This is a genomic window from Sphingobium rhizovicinum, from assembly GCF_042647625.1.
Lineage (GTDB): Bacteria > Pseudomonadota > Alphaproteobacteria > Sphingomonadales > Sphingomonadaceae > Sphingobium > Sphingobium rhizovicinum.
The window spans coordinates 447,229-463,367 of record NZ_JBHRVU010000004.1; the positions used below are offsets into that span (position 1 = coordinate 447,229).

18 protein-coding genes are annotated in these 16,139 nt (G+C 64.8%); 5 read left to right on the forward strand and 13 right to left on the reverse strand.

Annotation, left to right across the window (positions count from 1 at the left end; all coding sequences use genetic code 11):
* Positions 1 to 81: 81 nt before the first annotated feature.
* The 9 genes from ACFOKF_RS03500 to ACFOKF_RS03540 form a co-directional block, all read right to left on the reverse strand.
* Positions 82 to 417 (reverse strand): VapC toxin family PIN domain ribonuclease, encoded by a 336-nt coding sequence (locus tag ACFOKF_RS03500; protein WP_380793193.1) that lies wholly within the window; start codon positions 415 to 417, stop codon positions 82 to 84.
* A gap of 38 nt (positions 418 to 455) precedes the next feature.
* Entirely contained in the window at positions 456 to 656 is a 201-nt protein-coding gene (locus tag ACFOKF_RS03505) for a type II toxin-antitoxin system VapB family antitoxin (RefSeq protein WP_380793195.1), read from the reverse strand.
* Between the two features lie 52 nt (positions 657 to 708).
* Entirely contained in the window at positions 709 to 1,944 is a 1,236-nt protein-coding gene (locus ACFOKF_RS03510) for a murein hydrolase activator EnvC family protein (protein ID WP_380793197.1), read from the reverse strand.
* A 53-nt stretch (positions 1,945 to 1,997) separates the two neighbouring features.
* Positions 1,998 to 2,420 carry a 23S rRNA (pseudouridine(1915)-N(3))-methyltransferase RlmH gene (locus ACFOKF_RS03515; protein ID WP_380793199.1) on the reverse strand — a complete coding sequence of 141 codons (423 nt, stop codon included), beginning with the start codon at positions 2,418 to 2,420 and terminating at the stop codon, positions 1,998 to 2,000.
* 123 nt (positions 2,421 to 2,543) lie between these two features.
* Positions 2,544 to 2,933 (reverse strand): ribosome silencing factor, encoded by a 390-nt coding sequence (gene rsfS / locus ACFOKF_RS03520; RefSeq protein ID WP_380793201.1) that lies wholly within the window; start codon positions 2,931 to 2,933, stop codon positions 2,544 to 2,546.
* A gap of 12 nt (positions 2,934 to 2,945) precedes the next feature.
* Complete coding sequence (locus ACFOKF_RS03525; protein WP_380793203.1) at positions 2,946 to 3,575, reverse strand: nicotinate-nucleotide adenylyltransferase; 630 nt, start codon at positions 3,573 to 3,575, stop codon at positions 2,946 to 2,948.
* 203 nt (positions 3,576 to 3,778) lie between these two features.
* Positions 3,779 to 3,952 (reverse strand): hypothetical protein, encoded by a 174-nt coding sequence (locus tag ACFOKF_RS03530; protein ID WP_380793205.1) that lies wholly within the window; start codon positions 3,950 to 3,952, stop codon positions 3,779 to 3,781.
* 150 nt (positions 3,953 to 4,102) lie between these two features.
* Entirely contained in the window at positions 4,103 to 5,617 is a 1,515-nt protein-coding gene (gene rmuC, locus ACFOKF_RS03535; RefSeq protein ID WP_380793207.1) for a DNA recombination protein RmuC, read from the reverse strand.
* 253 nt (positions 5,618 to 5,870) lie between these two features.
* Complete coding sequence (locus ACFOKF_RS03540) at positions 5,871 to 6,854, reverse strand: GlxA family transcriptional regulator (RefSeq protein ID WP_380793209.1); 984 nt, start codon at positions 6,852 to 6,854, stop codon at positions 5,871 to 5,873.
* A gap of 131 nt (positions 6,855 to 6,985) precedes the next feature.
* Here ACFOKF_RS03540 and ACFOKF_RS03545 point away from each other — a divergent pair, with 131 nt between their 5' ends.
* The 3 genes from ACFOKF_RS03545 (at position 6,986) to ACFOKF_RS03555 (ending at position 9,409) form a co-directional block, all read left to right on the forward strand.
* Positions 6,986 to 7,816, forward strand: a complete 831-nt coding sequence (locus tag ACFOKF_RS03545; protein ID WP_380793211.1) for an alpha/beta fold hydrolase — start codon at positions 6,986 to 6,988, stop codon at positions 7,814 to 7,816.
* Between the two features lie 155 nt (positions 7,817 to 7,971).
* A complete protein-coding gene (locus ACFOKF_RS03550) occupies positions 7,972 to 8,748 on the forward strand; it encodes an SDR family NAD(P)-dependent oxidoreductase (protein ID WP_380793213.1) in 777 nt (258 codons plus the stop codon).
* A gap of 148 nt (positions 8,749 to 8,896) precedes the next feature.
* On the forward strand, positions 8,897 to 9,409 hold the full coding sequence (locus ACFOKF_RS03555; protein WP_380793215.1) for a hypothetical protein: 513 nt from the start codon (positions 8,897 to 8,899) through the stop codon (positions 9,407 to 9,409).
* Here ACFOKF_RS03555 and ACFOKF_RS03560 read toward each other — a convergent pair.
* The 4 genes from ACFOKF_RS03560 to ACFOKF_RS03575 all read right to left on the reverse strand — a co-directional run bounded on the left by ACFOKF_RS03560 (position 9,364) and on the right by ACFOKF_RS03575 (position 14,937).
* Positions 9,364 to 10,539 carry an aminotransferase gene (locus ACFOKF_RS03560; RefSeq protein ID WP_380793217.1) on the reverse strand — a complete coding sequence of 392 codons (1,176 nt, stop codon included), beginning with the start codon at positions 10,537 to 10,539 and terminating at the stop codon, positions 9,364 to 9,366. The two genes, ACFOKF_RS03555 and ACFOKF_RS03560, sit on opposite strands and share 46 nt — an antisense overlap.
* Positions 10,540 to 10,784: 245 nt before the next feature.
* Positions 10,785 to 11,168 carry a bactofilin family protein gene (locus ACFOKF_RS03565; protein WP_380793219.1) on the reverse strand — a complete coding sequence of 128 codons (384 nt, stop codon included), beginning with the start codon at positions 11,166 to 11,168 and terminating at the stop codon, positions 10,785 to 10,787.
* A complete protein-coding gene (locus tag ACFOKF_RS03570; RefSeq protein ID WP_380793221.1) occupies positions 11,149 to 12,351 on the reverse strand; it encodes a M23 family metallopeptidase in 1,203 nt (400 codons plus the stop codon). Before ACFOKF_RS03570 ends, ACFOKF_RS03565 begins: the two co-directional genes overlap by 20 nt.
* Positions 12,352 to 12,642: 291 nt before the next feature.
* Positions 12,643 to 14,937 carry a putative bifunctional diguanylate cyclase/phosphodiesterase gene (locus tag ACFOKF_RS03575; RefSeq protein WP_380793223.1) on the reverse strand — a complete coding sequence of 765 codons (2,295 nt, stop codon included), beginning with the start codon at positions 14,935 to 14,937 and terminating at the stop codon, positions 12,643 to 12,645.
* A 331-nt stretch (positions 14,938 to 15,268) separates the two neighbouring features.
* Between ACFOKF_RS03575 and rpsL the strand changes: the two genes are divergently transcribed.
* Both rpsL and rpsG read left to right on the forward strand, forming a co-directional pair.
* The gene (gene rpsL / locus ACFOKF_RS03580; protein WP_004208728.1) at positions 15,269 to 15,640 is read left to right on the forward strand and encodes a 30S ribosomal protein S12; all 372 of its coding nucleotides are present in this window, start codon (positions 15,269 to 15,271) and stop codon (positions 15,638 to 15,640) included.
* A 15-nt stretch (positions 15,641 to 15,655) separates the two neighbouring features.
* The gene (gene rpsG / locus ACFOKF_RS03585; protein ID WP_093020440.1) at positions 15,656 to 16,126 is read left to right on the forward strand and encodes a 30S ribosomal protein S7; all 471 of its coding nucleotides are present in this window, start codon (positions 15,656 to 15,658) and stop codon (positions 16,124 to 16,126) included.
* The last annotated feature ends 13 nt before the right edge of the window (positions 16,127 to 16,139 follow it).

Here is a 16,139-nt window from a genome sequence, read left to right on the forward strand (position 1 = left end):
GATCCCCGATATAGGCCGATTCGCGTGCCAACGCAAAAGCGCGCTTCGATGGAGTGTCGCGCAGGGTCGATGAGCGTCGGGTTAATGGGGGTGGGGCGGCGTCCAGGCGATGCTCATCTGCATCGCAATATCGTGCAGTCGTCGGTCCCGTGTCCATAGGAAGGCTCCTGCGGTGAGCCGAACGGAGGTTAGGAGATGAGCATCGACATATCCGATTCCCAGACTGAACAATGGCACCCGTTCGATCAGGGTGTCGACCTCGTGGTTTTTTGCCAGCACCGCTTCGGGCAGTCTTCGTAGCATCCTCAAGACGCCTTGCCTGTTTTTCAGGCTGCCCAGCGCAATTTCACCGATGATAAAGGGATGGGCCAATATTCGCCCTGTGTTCAGTGCAGCCGTCAGTTGGGGATCGGCCATGCGCAGATGATCCATCCAGATCGAACTATCGACCAATATCATGCTGGCATTGAGCGTCGCCGCGGCGGCAATTCGAAATCCGGTTCGGAGCCGCCAAGTAATGCTAAACGGCGCGCGGCTTCCCGTTGCACGAGCGCTTTGAGCGCTTCCCGAACCAGTGCGGATTTTTCGGTTAATCCGGTCAGTTCCTGCGCCTCGGCAACCAAATCGTCATCAAGGGCCAATGTCGTGCGCATCATCTATCTCCGCAAGGCACCAAAATTAGCATCAAATGATGCTGCCTTCAATGCCTCACCCCAATCCCACCAGCGGCACGATGTCGACCGGGCGGCCATTGCGGCGCAGCTCCACGGTGATGTTCGGGCGTTCGGGTCCGGTGATGCCGACGGGGTCGCCCTGTCGCACGCTGTCGCCGACCTGGGCGGTGACGCGGTGGAGGCCGGTGATCAGGGTGGTCCAGCCCTGCCCATGGTCGATGATCAATATCTGGCCATAGTCGCGATAGGGACCGGCAAAGGCGACGCGGCCGGCCGTGGGGGCGATCGCCTGAGCACCCGGTTGCGTTACCAGCGTCAGGCCGCGCGAGCGGACGCCGCCGTCATTCACTTCGCCCATGCCGGTGACGAGCTGGCCGATCACGGGCAGGCGATAGGGCGGCGGGCCATCGGCGGCGCTTTCGCGTTCGGGCGCGGGGGCGGCGGCCTGATCGGGGCGGGCAGGGCGCAGCAGCGGGCCGGACAAGGCAGCCAGCCGGTCGCGCAAATCGCCTGCTTCCTCCAGCCGGTCCATCAAATCGACAATGTCGCGCGCCCGCTCGCCCAGCGCCAGCGCGCGTTCGCTCTCCAGCCCCGCATTGGCGCGATAGTCGCGGGCGGCGATGCGCTTTTGCGCTTCGAGGGTGGCCAGCGCGGTCTGGCGATCCTTGCGGTCGGCCTGCGCCTTGCCCAGCGCATCGGCGGCCTGCTGGGCGGTGGCGCGCAGCGCGCGGCTCTTGTCCAGTTCGGCGCGCAGCCCGGCGGTGCGCTGCTGGATGACGGGCAGGATCTGGCCCAGCACCGCGCGCATATGCACCGCATCGGCCACCGATCCGGGCTGGACCAGCGCCAGCGCCAGCGGGCGGCGGGCCATCATCTGGAGCGCGGCGGTCAGGCGGACGACGGGTTCCTGTTTGGCGGCGAGGCGGGCGGCCTGCGCGCGCTGCAACCGGGCGATGATGGCGATGCGGGCCTGCGCGGCCTGAATATCCGCCTCCGCCTGCTGGATGCGGGCGGCGATCGCGGCGGCGCGGCGGCGCGCCTGTTCGGCTTCGTCGCGGGCCAGACCGGCCTGTTGTTCGAGACGGGCGGAGCGGTCGCGCGCTTCGTCCGATTGGCGGCGGGCGTTTTTGAGTGCCTGCTGTTCCTGCGCCAAGGTGGTGCCGGCGGTGCCTGACAGGATGATGGCGTTATCGGCGGCGGCGGGCAGGCGCGTGGCGGCAAGGGCCAGAAGGCCCGCCAGTCCGCCAGCAATGAGGATAGTGCGCTTCACCCGATGCCCTGACCCTTTATCCTGCTCTGCCTAGGCGGAAATCGCGGGGGCTTCTAGCCTTCGCGATGATAAGGATGGTTGGAGAGGATCGAGCAGGCGCGCCAGAGTTGTTCGGCCAGCATCGCGCGCGCCAACATATGCGGCCAGGTCATAGCGCCAAAGGCGATCAGCAGGTCTGCATTCGCCCGCTCCGCGTCATCGAAGCCGTCCGCCGCGCCGATCAGGAAACGGCATTCGCGCATGCCCGCGTCGCGCCAGCCCTCGATCCGGCGGGCGAAATCCATCGATCCGAGCTGCTTGCCCTTTTCGTCCAGCATGACCGTGACGGTGCCGGGACCGACGGGGGGCAGCTTGCCGCCCCGGTCGGGCATTTCGGTGATCTTGTGCGGCATGGTCAGCCGCTTGACATAGCGGTCGACCAGATCGGCTTCGGGCGAGCGCCCGATCTTGCCGCGTGCGATGATGTGGAGGAGCATTTACAAATTCCGTTCGCTTCGAGCGCAGGTTCGAGCTGGTCGAGAACCGAAGTCGAGAAGGGTTCTCGATACGGCTTCTCGGCTCCGCTCGAAGCCTACTCGAACCGAACGGTCAAAGAGAAATCAGGCGTTGCCCGCGACCGGCGCGTCGACGAAGCCCCACATCCGTTCCAGATTGTAGAAGCTGCGCACTTCCGGCTTGAACAGGTGGACGATCACGTCGCCGGCGTCGATCAGCACCCAGTCGGCGACCGGCAGGCCTTCGACGCGGGCGGAGCGGCCCGTTTCCTTCTTGATCCGTTCGGCCAGATGCTGGGCGATCGCCGCGACCTGACGCGACGAACGGCCGTTCGCGATCACCATATGATCGGCGATGCTGCTCTTGCCTTCCAGCGGGATGGAGATGATTTCCTGCGCCTGGTCGTCGTCGAGCGATTGCATGACAAGGGCGTGCAGGGCGGCCACGGATTCTGCGCCGAGCGCGGTATCGTTGGCAGGGGCGAGGTTAGACAATTAAACTCCAATCTAGATGACATACCGGCGCGTGAGCGGATCGCGCACACACGTTGCTTCATATTCGCGATGCCAGAGGGGGTCCGCCTGCCGCAGCAGGGTCGCCGATCTTGGATCAGGGCGAAAGCGCAATAGCACGAGCGCCGGTGGTCTCCAATTCGTCCAGTCTGCACTCTGGCGCGCGGACCGGACGAAGCGCCGCAGCCAGCTCATGGCCGTAGAGCCACGGGCGGCGTCATCATAACCCGGACGGGCGATTACGGCAATGGGCATTTGCCGGGCGATGCCGCGCCAGTCGCGCCACTGGCCAAATTGCGCCAGATTATCGGCCCCCATCAGCCAGATGAAGCGGTGGCGGGGATAGCGCAGGGTGAGCGCGCGGAGCGTGTCGACGGTGTAACGGGTGCGCAAATGCCGTTCGATCGCGGTGGCCCGAATCGGCGCGCGCCGGGCGACCTTGCGGGCGTGGGCGAGACGGGCGGGCAGCGGGGCCATGCCCTTTGCGGGTTTGAGCGGATTGCCGGGGGAGACGAGCCACCAGATTTCGTCGAGGTCGAGCGCGTCTCTGGCGAAGAGCGAAATGGCGCGATGGCCGCCATGGGCCGGATTGAAGGAGCCGCCGAGCAGGCCGATCTTTTTCATGAAGCCGCCATGCCAGCGTCGGGGCAAAGCAGCAATGGTGGGCGGCAGGGGAGGTGACGGCGACAGGAGATTGCGGGCTTAACTTCGCATATTTCCCGCCGAATCGGACATTTCGAAACAAAAGTTGGAAATTATATTATGCGCGGCGCGATCGGGAGGGCTGTCCTTCGCTTATAGGGCGGACGATCGGAATAGGACAGGTTTCAGCAGCCCATCCCGACCTTGCGCCGTCGTTGATAGGGGATTTTGTTCAGCTTTGCGATGAGGTCCGCGAAGGGATCATCGCGCATGGCACGGTCCTGTTCGATCGGGGGGCGATCCGGCACGGGCACGGTGCGCCGACGCAGCGGACGGCGCCCCAGCAGGGTCTTCCACATGATGCTCTCCTGTTTGCGGCCATCGGAATTTTCAGCCGCTTATGGAGAGATACGCGGGGGAGGCGGGCTTGTTCCTGGCTTATTTACAATGTGGTGGATTGCGCAGGCCCACCCTCTAACCCCCCTCCCGCCTGCGGGACGAGGGACGTTTTATTCTGCGGCGGGCAGGGCCTTTGCCTCGTCGGACTGGGCGTCGCGGGCCAATACTTCGAGCGGCTCCACCGCCTCAATCTCCTTGCCGCCGGTTTCGATGTTGAGATCGCGGAAACGCCGGGCGGAGGGCAGGACGCTGCGGTCGAAGCTGCCGACGAACTTGTTGTAATTGTCGACCGCGCTGGTGAGGCCGGACCCCAGCCGCTTGAGATGGCTGGCGGCCACCGCAAGGCGTTCATAAAGCTCCTTGCCCAGTTGCCCGACCTGTCGCGCCTGATCCTGCAAGCCGGCCTGCCGCCAGTGGCTGGCCAGCGTGCGGGCGAGGGGGAGGAAGGTGGCCGGGCCGCAGATGATGACGCGATTCTTGGCGGCGCGTTCCCACAGGTCCATGTCCGCCTCCAGCGCGGCGGTGACGAAATTGTCGCCGGGCACATACATGATGACGAAGTCGGGCACCTTGTCGAACTGTTCCCAATAGGCTTTGCGGCCCAGCGCGTCGGCATGGGTGCGCATGGCGCGGGCATGATCGAGCATATGGGCGTCGCGCAGCGCGGGATCGACCTGATCGACGGCGTTCAGATAGGCGACGAGCGAGCATTTGACGTCGACCACCATCTGCTGATCGCCGGGCAGATTGATGATGAAATCCGGTCGCATCCGGCCATCTTCTACAGTGACGGACACTTCCTCCTGAAAGTCCACGAAGGGGGAAAGGCCGGCGGTTTCGATGAGATTCTTGAACTGCTGTTCGCCCCAGCGGCCGCGCGTTTTGGGCGCGGCGCGCAGCGCGTTGACCAGCTTGGCGGTTTCCTCGCGCACCTGCCCCTGTCCCAGATGCACCTGCTGCACCGCTTCGCGCAGTTCGGCATAGCTGCCGACGCGATCCTTTTCGACGCGGGCGAGGCCTTCCTCATAGCGTTTCAGCGTGGTTTCGACCGGATTGAGCAGGGATTTGAGCTGCGCCTCGCTCTTTTCACTGGCCTGCGCGAAACGCTGGTCGGCGCGGGTCAGGAACTGGCTCTGCGCCGATTCGAGTAATTTGCCGCCGATCTCGCTGAACTGGGCGGAGAGTTGCTCCTTGGCGTCCTTGAGCGCGACGATCTGCGCTTCGAAGGCGCGGGTGCGGGCCTCAATATCGGATTTGAGGGCGGCGAGTTCCCGCAGGGCGGCTTCGCGTTCGGCCTGAATGGCGTCGATGCGCTGGGCGGCGGCGGCCTGGAGCGCCTCAAGCTTTTCGCTGGCGGCATGCTGCGCCGATTCCAGCCGCTGGTCGGATGCGTGCAGCGCCGATTCGACGCGGGCGATCTGGACATTGGCCTGCGTCACCCGTTCCTGCTCCACCGCCAGTTCGGCGATGGCGGCGTTGCGCTGGGTCGTGGCGGTGTCGAGCTTCGTCGTCAGATCGGCCTTTTCGGCGGCAAGCGGGGCTAGCGCCTTGCCTTTGAGCAGCCAGCCGACGGCAAGGCCGATCAGCAGCGCGATGACGATCAGAATGGCGGCCAGGCTGTCCATGGGATTTGCTTTAACCTCATTAGGCTCCGTTCGCCCTGAGAGAAGTCCAAGGGCCGTCTTTCTCTGGAGAAAGAACAGGGCTTCGACAGGCTCAGCCCGAACGGGGAGGGGTAGGGTTGTCGGAACGAAACGGGAACCTAGCGGGCGCTGACGGCGGCTGCAAGACTCTTGCACCGTTCGTTTCGAGCGAAGTCGAGAAACGGGGCGCGCGCGTTTCTCGACTTCGCTCGAAACGAACGGATATTGCGGGTTGTTACGCTGCCTGCGCGGAGGGCGCGGCGAAGCGGGTGCGATAGTCGCCGGGCGAAAGGCCGACGAGGCGATGGAACAGCTTGCGGAAGGCGGCGGCGTCTTCATAGCCGACGCTCCAGGCGATCTGGTCGACGGTGCGTTTGGTGAATTCCAGATGCTCGCGGGCGCGGGCGACGCGCAGATGCTGGACATATTCGATCGCGGTCATGCCCGTCGCCGCCTTGAACCGGCGCTGGAAAGTGCGTTCCTCCAGTGCGGCCTGCGCCGCCATTTCGCCCAGGCTGGTCGCCTTGGCTTCGCGGGCGGCGAGCCAGTGCTGCACCTTCAATATCGGTTCGTCGCCATGGGTGAGGCGCGGCAGGAAGCGGGCGAAATGCTTCTGTTCGCGCCCGGCCGTGTCGATCAGCAGGAATTTGGCGGTGTCGAGCATGACCGTGGGGCCAAGCAGCCGGTCGACCAGCCGCATGCCAAGGTCGGTCCAGGCCATCAGGCCGCCGGCGGTGATGATGTCGCCATCGTCGATGACGATGCGGTCGCAATCGAGCCTCACCTTTGGGAAGCGGGTGCGGAACTGATCGGCGAACCACCAGTGGGTGGTGGCCGGTCGGCCGTCGAGCAGGCCGGTCGCGGCGAGCAGAAAAGCGCCGCCGCAGTTGGAGGCGAGCGTCGCGCCCTGCGCATGGCGATCGAGCAGCCAGCGGGCGTAGGGCGCGGCTTCCTGTGCGTCGGGCACGCCAGTCAGGCGGCCGGGGACCAGCCATATGCCGGGCGTGCCGGGCAGCCCCTCATGCGTGTCGTGGATGCGGGCGAAGTCGCCATCCTCCTGCATGCGCCAATGGCTGACGCGGACCACCGGGCCGCCATGCTGGACCGAAAACTGCCCGGCAATGTCTATGAGGTCGGTCATGCCATGGACCATCGCCTGCTGGCAGTTGCGATAGAGCAGGATGCCCACTTCTGCGCGCGGAAGGCGGGTGTCGGTCATGCCAAGGCCCTTTGTCGGAATCGGCCCGCTTAATGTCGGAACCGCCAATCCCGATCCTCCGTCATCTCCCCTAATTCTGCAAGCACAGGGCGTGAGAGACGCTCTTCCAGACACGGAAAGGGACTTTCATCATGAGCAATTTTGTCACCACGACGGACGGCACCCGCATCTTCTACAAGGATTGGGGGCCGCGCGATGGCCAGCCGATCGTCTTTTCCCATGGCTGGCCGCTGTCGGCCGACGCCTGGGACGCGCAGATGCTGTTCTTCGCCAATCAGGGTTTTCGCACCATCGCCCATGATCGTCGCAGCCATGGCCGGTCGGATCAGGTGTGGGACAATAACAATATGGACCAATATGCCGACGATCTGGCCGACCTGATCGAGGCGCTGGACCTGAAGGATGTGGTGCTGGTCGGCCATTCGACCGGCGGCGGGGAAGTGACCCGCTATGTCGGCCGCCATGGCACGGGCCGGGTCGCCAGGCTGGCGCTGATCGGTGCGGTGCCGCCGCTGATGCTGAAGACCGAAGCCAATCCGGGCGGCCTGCCGATCGAGGTGTTCGACGGCATTCGCAAGGGCACGTTCGACAATCGCAGCCAGTTCTTCAAGGATCTGACCATCCCCTTCTATGGCTATAACCGGGACGGCGCGGTGATTTCGGAAGGCATTCGCGAAGAATTCTGGCGGCAGGGGATGATGGGCGGCCTGAAGGGCCAGCTCGACTCGATCCGCGCCTTTTCCGAGAGCGATTTCCATGCGGACCTCGCCAAGGTCGATGTGCCCACGCTCGTCCTGCATAGCGATGACGACCAGATCGTGCCGATCGGCGCGGCGGCCCTCTCCACCATCAAGATCGTTACGGATGCGACGCTGATCGTGTATGAAGGCGCCGACCATGGGCTGACGCAGACGCATCAGGATCGGTTCAATGCCGACCTGCTGGATTTCATCAACGGCTGAAAACCAACAATTTATCCCCGTTCGGTTCGAGTAGCCCCTTCGACTGCCTGCAAGGCAGGCGCTCAGGACAGGCTTCGAGCTTGTCGAGAAGGCGTGTCGAGAACAGTTCTCGACAAGCTCGAACCGAACGGAGGTGGATTAACGGGAGAACCCCCATGAACAACGACACCATTCTCATCACCGGCGCGTCGGACGGTATCGGCGCGGTCTATGCCGATCGTTTTGCAAAGCGCGGCGCCAATCTGATCCTGGTCGCCCGGCGGGCCGACAAGCTGGAGGCGCTGGCCGCCAGCCTGCGCGAAACCGGCGTCGGCGTCGAAGTAATCGCCGCCGATCTATCAAAGGCCGATGACCTCGCCCGGATCGAAGCGCGGCTGCGCGATGATGACGCCATCACCGGCCTCATCAACAATGCCGGGATCGCCGGGGAGCAGGCTTTTACACAGACGGACCCGGCCTATCTGACCGGCCTTATCGACCTCAACATCCTGGCGGTGACGCGGCTGTCCCGCGCTGTCGCGCCCCGCTTTGCTGCGAAGGGGGCGGGGACGCTGATCAACATCACGTCGGTCACGGCGCTGATGCCCGACGGCTTCACCGCGGTCTATCCGGCGAGCAAAGCCTATGTGCTGGCCTTTACCGAGGCGTTGCAGGTCGAACTGGGCGGCAAGGGGGTGAAGGTGCAGGCGGTGCTGCCCGGCATCACCCGCACCGCCATCTGGACGGCCGAGCAGATCGCCGCCATTCCGCCTGCGATGGTGATGGATGTGGAGGTGATGGTCGACGCGGCGCTGGCCGGGCTGGACATGGGCGAGCCGATCACCATTCCCGCGCTGCCGGACAATGCGGACCTGGACGCCTATCTGGCGGCGCGGGCTGCGCTGCGGCCCAATCTTTCGCTCAAGGATGCGGCGGCCCGCTATCGGATTTGAACCCACCCCGTTCGGTTCGAGCTTGTCGAGAACCCGTTCTCGATACGCCTTCTCGGCTTCGCTCGAAGCCTGTCCTGAGCGCCTGCCTTGCAGGCGGTCGAAGGGGCTACTCGAACCGAACGGATTTCTGGAAACTAGGAGAAACGTCATGATCCTCGGTCTTTCCATTCCCGCCTTCATCGCGCTGCATGTCGCGATCAGCCTGATCGGCATTATTGCCGGGCTGATCGCCCTGCCGGCACAGGCGAAGGGGCGTTTCCTGCCGGGCGTGCAGGGGTTTTTTCTGGTCACTACCCTGCTCACCAGCCTGACCGGCTTTCTCTTTCCCTTTCGCGGGTTCACGCCGGCGATCGGGGTGGGGGTGATCTCGACGCTGGTGCTGATCGTGGCCTTTGTGGCGCTCTATGGGCTGAAGCTGCAGGGGCGGGCGCGGACGATCCATGCGGTGAGCGCCACCGCCGCCTTGTGGATGAACCTGTTCGTGCTGGTGGTGCAGGGCTTCCTCAAGGTGCCGGCGCTCAACGCCTTTGCGCCGACGGGCAGCGAGCCGCCTTTCCTGGCCGCGCAGGGGCTGTTGCTGATCGGCATGATCGCGCTGGGCGTGGCGATCGTCCGTCAGCCCAGCGCCGCGCGGAAGGCGGCCAGCCGGTCGATTGCCTGATCCAGCATCGCGTCCGTCTTTGCAAAGCAGAGGCGGACGAGATGCGTGACGGGGTCTTGCGGATAAAAGGCGCTGATCGGGATTGCGGCGACGCCGGCTTCGTCGATGATCCGGTTGCAGAAGCTGACGTCGTCCAGCGCGATGCCGGAAGCGGGCAGGTCGATCGACAGGAACCAGGTGGCGGCGCTGGGCTGTACGACATAGCCGGCCTTTTCCAGCCCCGCCGTGAGCCGGTCGCGCGACGCCTGATAGGCGGCGCGTTGATCGTTCAGCCAGTCGTCGGGCCAACCCAGCCCCTGCGCCACCGCCCATTGCAGATTGGGCGGGGTGGTGAAGGTCAGGAACTGATGCGCGCGGGCGAGCAGGGTGGCGATGGGCGGGGCGGCGCACATCCAGCCGACCTTCCAGCCGGTGACGGAGAAGATTTTGCCCGCCGACCCGATCTTGACCGTGCGGCCGCGCATGCCGGGAAAGCCGATCAGCGGGCGGTGCGGCACGCCGTCATAGACGGTCTGCTCCCACACTTCGTCGCAGATGGCGATCAGGTCATGGGCGACGCAAAGCTCCGCCAGCAGCGCCAGTTCTTCGTCGCGCAGGACGATGCCGGCGGGGTTCACCGGATTGTTCATCAGCAGGATGCGGGTGCGCGGGCCGATCGCCGCCTCCAGCGCGTCGCGGGTGACGCGCCAGTCGGGCGGGGTCAGGCGCACCACCTTCGCCATGCCGCCGGCCCGCTCCACCAGCGGCAGATAGGCGTCGTAGAGGGGGGCGAGCATCAGCACTTCGTCGCCGGGCTTCACCAGCGCGAGCAGGCTGGCGGCGATCGCCTCGGTCGCGCCGGAGGTGACGATGACCTCCTGCGGGTTGAGGTCGAGTTGCTGGTGCCGGGCATAATGGTCGGCGATGGCCGTGCGCAATTCGATGAGGCCGGGCATCGGCGGATATTGGCTGGACCGGGTTAGCAGCGCGTCGGCGGCGGCTTGCAGCACTTCGCGCGGTCCGGGGCCTTCGGGGAAACCCTGCCCCAGATTGATCGCGCCGGTTTCGCGCGCGCGGGCGGACATATGTTCGAAGATGGTGGTCGGCATGTCCCGGTAGACGGGATGGCCGAGGGGAAGCGCATCGGTCATGGCGACAGGATGTTCCGCACGGCGGCGTGCGGGTCAAGCGGCGACTAAGGCAGGGGATGCACGCTGATCAATGTGTAGACGCCGATGACGATGCCGCCGCTGGCGAAGCCCAGCAGGAAACGGCGCACATCAGGCCAGAAGTCGGGACGTTCCATCGCGCACCTCTTCCCATCGAAATGACGGCGGGGCGATAGCGCGTAGTGACGGCACGCGGCCAGTGACAAATATGGTTAGATGCGCACGGGTCAGCCGGCGCTGTCGTTGGCGATCAGCTTGAGTTCGGCGGCGGGGGCTGCGCCATCCTTATGGGCGAAGCGGCCTTCGATCCGGCTGCCCGCCGCAATGGTGATGGTGGCGTAGGTCACGTCGCCGGTAATGCGGGCGCTGCTTTCCACCACCAGTTCGTCGGCGCTGATCGATCCGTCGACCAGCCCCGCAAGGCGGGCGCTGCGGGCGACGACATGGCCGGTGATCCGGCTGTCAGGCCCCTGCACCAGCGCGGCGCAACTGATGTCGCCTTCCACCACGCCGTCGACATGCAGGTCGACGGTGGCGGACAGGTTGCCGCTGATCGTCACATCGCTGCCGATCAGCGAGAAGGGCGTGTGCTTAGCCCCGGTTGCCGACATCGGCGAAACGGGCCGTGGCGATTTGCTGGACTTGGAGAACATCTTTGCGGGCCTCCAGGAAGCGGCGGGGGTTGATGGCCTGGCCATTCAGCCGGACTTCGAAATGCAGATGCGGGCCGGTCGAGCGGCCGGTCGATCCCATCAGCGCGATGCGATCGCCACGGGCGACCTTTTCGCCGACATGGGCGGCATAGCCCGACAGATGGGCGTAGCGGGTCATGATGCCATTGCCATGGTCGACCTCCACCACATTGCCATAGCCCTGACGCTGGCCCACGAAGCTGACCCGGCCGTCGGCGGCCGCATTGATCGGCTGGCCGCGTCGGCCGGGGAAATCCAGCCCGGCATGGAAGGCGGCATGGCCGTTGAACGGATCGCGGCGATAGCCATAGGAGCTGGACAGCATCGGCGTGGCAGTGGGCTGGCCCGACGGAATCATCATCAGGCTGCGTTCCAGAAACTCCATCCGCGCCATGGCGTCGGCCAGATTTTCCAGCTCGCCGGTCATCGCGCCCTTGTCGCCCTTCCACGGAACGAAGGGGCCGCCCTGCGCGCGCGCGGCGCTGCGGGCGAGGCTGTCGGGATTGAGGCCGAAGCTGCGGATGGCGGCGGCGGCCTTGTCCGCCCGCCGCTCGACCGCATGGGTCAGCAGCATGGCGAAACGGCGCTGGCGCTGTTCCAGCCGGACCAGCGGCGCGGCTTCGGGCGCCATGCTGATCTTGGCCGTCAGGCGATCCTGCTTTTCGGCTTTCTTGTCCGTCTGGTCGGCATCATCGGCACCGATCAGGTCGGCGCCGGCATTCTTCTCTTCCTCGGCGCCGAAATGCGTCTTGTAGAGATCGTCCATGAAGTTCTGACGGGCTTCGAGATCCTGCGCCAGATCCTCGACCGACTTGCGATAATGTTCGACCTTGCTGGCGGCGGTGGCGACCGACTGGCCCTTGGCGGTCAGGGCGGCGCTCTGCCGGGCGATCGCGGCGTTGCTGGCCAGCATGGAGATGGTAACGCCGCCCCAGCCGATCAGGGCGGCGACGACGACGCCGATGGCGCTGAACTGAAGTTTGCGGGACAGGCGGATGAAACGGACCTGGCCGCCGGAACGCAGAAAAATCTCGCGCTCAGGGCAGAGGGCGTTCAGCCGGTCCCGGAGGCCGGCCACCCCTTTCTTTTTCTGATGCGACAAATGCGACCCCGACTCTTTCTATTCGGACAGGGCCGGTAGCAAAGCTTTGCCGAGCGCGCGAATCCGGCATCCCGGAGTCGTGACGAGTCGATCCATCAACGCGACGAAATGCAAGAAAAGCTGATTGGTTCCGCCAATCTGACAGGATTTTTCACTTTTTAGAGTCTGTTTGGAAAATGCGCGAAGGCGCGCATTTTCGCGGCGGCACCGGCCCGCACCCCCACCCGACCACCCATCAGGATACCATGTCTGGGTGGTCGGGTGGGGGTGCGGCCCGGTGCCGCAAGGCTCTCAGCCGATGGAGGCCGCCAGCCAGGGGTGATCGTTGCGGAGCCGTTCCTCTACCATTTCCGCAGGCATGGCCGCGCCGAAATGGAAGCCCTGTCCATAATGGCAGCCGCCCGCGCGCAGATAATCGAGTTGCTGCTGGTTCTCCACGCCTTCGGCCACGGTGCGGATGCCAAGGCTGTAGGCAAGGTTGAGGACGGTGCGCACGATCGCGGCGTCATCCGGGTCGGTTTCCAGGTCGCGCACGAAGCGCTGGTCGATCTTGATGACGTCGATCGGAAATTGTTTGAGATGGGACAGGGAGGCGTAGCCGGTGCCGAAATCGTCAAGCGCGATGGCGATGCCGCCTTCGCTTAATTGCTGGAGCGCGCGGCCGACGCGATCGGCATTGCGGCCCAGAAACACCGATTCGGTGACTTCCAGTTCGATGAAGCAGGGTGGCAGATTGGCCTGAGCCAGCCGGTCGAGCAGGCGATCGGCAAAGCGATCGTCATTGAGGTCCGCGCCCGACACGTTGAGGGCGACATGGCCGAAGGCCAGGCCCGCGTCGCGCCAGCGCCGGCAGTCGCTGACGATGCCGTCGATCATCTGCGCGGTGATGGCGGGGCCGAGTTCGGGATGTTCGAAGGCGGCGGCGATTTCGCCGGGCATGATCACCCCGCTAAGGGGAGTGGGGCAGCGGAACAGCGCTTCGAATCCCTGAAGCTGGCCGGTGTCGAGCGCAATCTTGGGCTGATACCAGGGGACAGGGCGCTCCTGCGCCAGCACATGGCGGGCGCGATCGAGCATGGCCGCTTCGCGTTCCCAGCTGTCGAGCAGGCCGGGGCCGAACAGGGTGGCGCGTCCGCGCCCGCTATTCTTGGCGTGATAAAGGGCGATGTCGGCATGTTTTATGAGTGACGCGACATCCTGACCATGGTCGGGGAAGAGGGCGACGCCGATGCTGACCCGGCTTTCGATCGCGCGGCCATGATAGCTGAGCGGGGCATGGAGATATTCGCTGATCCGCGTCAGCACCGGCTGGAGCGCATCCGGCCCCGGCAGGTCGGCCAGCAGCACGGCAAATTCGTCGCCGCCCATGCGCGCCACCAGATCGCCCGGACGCAGCGCATGGCGCAGCCGGTCGGCCACCGCGCAGAGCAGGGCGTCGCCCGCATCATGGCCGGCGGTGTCGTTGACCCGCTTGAATTCATCCAGATCGATCAGGGCGACTGCGGAAAAGGCGGGGGCGACCGGCGGTTGCTGCGTGATCCGGGTCAGTGTGGTCATGAAATGGGCGCGGTTGGACAGGCCGGTCAGCCCATCTGTCATGGCCAGACGCTCCAGTCGCCCCTCAGCCTCCTTGCGTTCGGTGATGTCGACCACGCTGGTCACGAAACAGGGTTCGCCATTGATGACGATCGGCCGGGACGACAGCAGCGCATCGCGGACCACGCCGTCGGCGCGGCGCAGGCGGCATTCGAAATTGTCGATGACTTCGTTGCGCTGGAGGCGGTCGAACATGTCGTCGCGCACTGGCGGATCGACATAGGTATGGTGGACATTGTCCAGCACCACATTCTGTCCCGCCGCATAGCCTTCGGCTGCGGCGCGGTTCATGCGAAGGACGCTGCCATCGCGGCGCGTGACCAGCAGGGGCAGCGGCACCGCCATGAACATGCGTTCCAGCGTGTCGCGGCTGTCGGCCAGAGCGGCCTGCGCGTCATAGGCGGCGCGGCCGGCCATCCATTCCTGTCGTTGCAGGCGATTATGGCGGGCGATCGCCATCCACATGCCGCAATGGAGGATCAGCATCGCCAGGACCATGCCCAGCATGGTGGTGGAGGCGGGGGCGGGCAGCAGATAGCCCAGCAGCAAGGCCGCGCCGCAGCCCAGACCGCCGCCGACATTGCCACGGAAACTGGTGGGCACGACGAGGTAGAAGACCAAAGGCAGCATCACCAGCACGAAGATGGCGATGTCGCTGCGCGAGGAAACCAGGAAGGCGACGCCGATCGCCGTCACCACCTGCCAGCCGAAGCAGATGCGTTCGACCGCGCGAAAGCTGTTCATGCGGCGACACAGCGACAGGCAATAGAGCGACCAGAGCACGACCGTCAGCCGGGAGGGCACGGCGACCCAGAAATGGGGCGTGCCGGCAAAGCGCCAGTCGCTGATCAGGAATAGCGCATTGAGCAGGGCCGATAGCGCGAAGAGCATCCGCGCATGGCGGCGCGAGACGGGCAGCCGTTCCGCCTGGAAAGCCGATTCCCTGCCGGAATCGCGGAATTCGCCGGTGAGGTTGGATAAAAGGATCACGTCTTGCCCATGCTGCGCCCGCACGCAGGGTAAGGCGACATGGTTGCCAATTTACTAACTCGTTGAAATAGCCCGGCTGTTGCCCAGTCGGGGCAGCTTGCTTGACCCTGTGTCCGCATATCGCTATAGGCCCGCCCTGCCCAGAGGTCTGCCGTGCGAAGACTCGTCTCCTCGCGATATATGGCTGGGCGCCAACAGAGCTGAACATTACCGGGTGCTCTTGTGGCTCCAGGGGGTTTTCGCCCCCGGGGCCTTTGCTGTTTGGAGGCTATGCTTTCAGGCGGCAAGCCACTGGAATGCCGGTAAAGTAACTGAAAAGGTGAAGGGCTTCATGCCAACAATCAACCAGCTGGTCCGCAAGGGCCGCGAACTGCAGAAGACCAAGTCCAAGGTCCCTGCGATGGATGCGAACCCGCAGAAGCGCGGCGTTTGCACCCGCGTCTACACGACGACCCCGAAGAAGCCGAACTCGGCTCTGCGTAAGGTGGCGAAGGTGCGTCTGGTCAACCAGCGCGAAGTCATCACCTACATTCCGGGTGAAGGCCACAACCTCCAGGAACACAGCGTCGTGCTGATCCGTGGCGGCCGTGTGCGAGATCTTCCCGGCGTGCGCTATCACGTTCTTCGCGGCGTTCTGGATACCCAGGGCGTCAAGGATCGCAAGCAGAGCCGTTCGAAGTACGGCGCTAAGCGTCCGAAGTAAGGGGAGAACAGGAATATGTCACGTCGTCGTCGCCCCGAAAAGCGCGTTATCCTGCCGGATCCCAAGTTCGGTGATATTGTGCTGTCGAAGTTCATGAACAGCATCATGCAGGACGGCAAGAAGGCCGTTGCCGAATCGATCGTCTATGGCGCTCTCGACACTGTCGAAACGCGCGCCAAGAAGGACCCGATCGGTCTGTTCCATGACGCCCTCAACAATGTGAAGCCGGGTATCGAAGTCCGCAGCCGCCGCGTCGGCGGTGCGACCTACCAGGTTCCTGTCGAAGTTCGTCCCGAACGCTCGCAGGCCCTGGCGATCCGCTGGCTGATCACGGCCGCGCGCAACCGCAGCGAAACCACCATGGCAGCCCGTCTGTCGGGTGAGTTGCTGGATGCCGCCAACAACCGCGGCAATGCCGTGAAGAAGCGCGAAGACACGCACCGCATGGCGGAAGCGAACCGCGCCTTCTCGCACTACCGCTGGTAATATCGGGACGGGT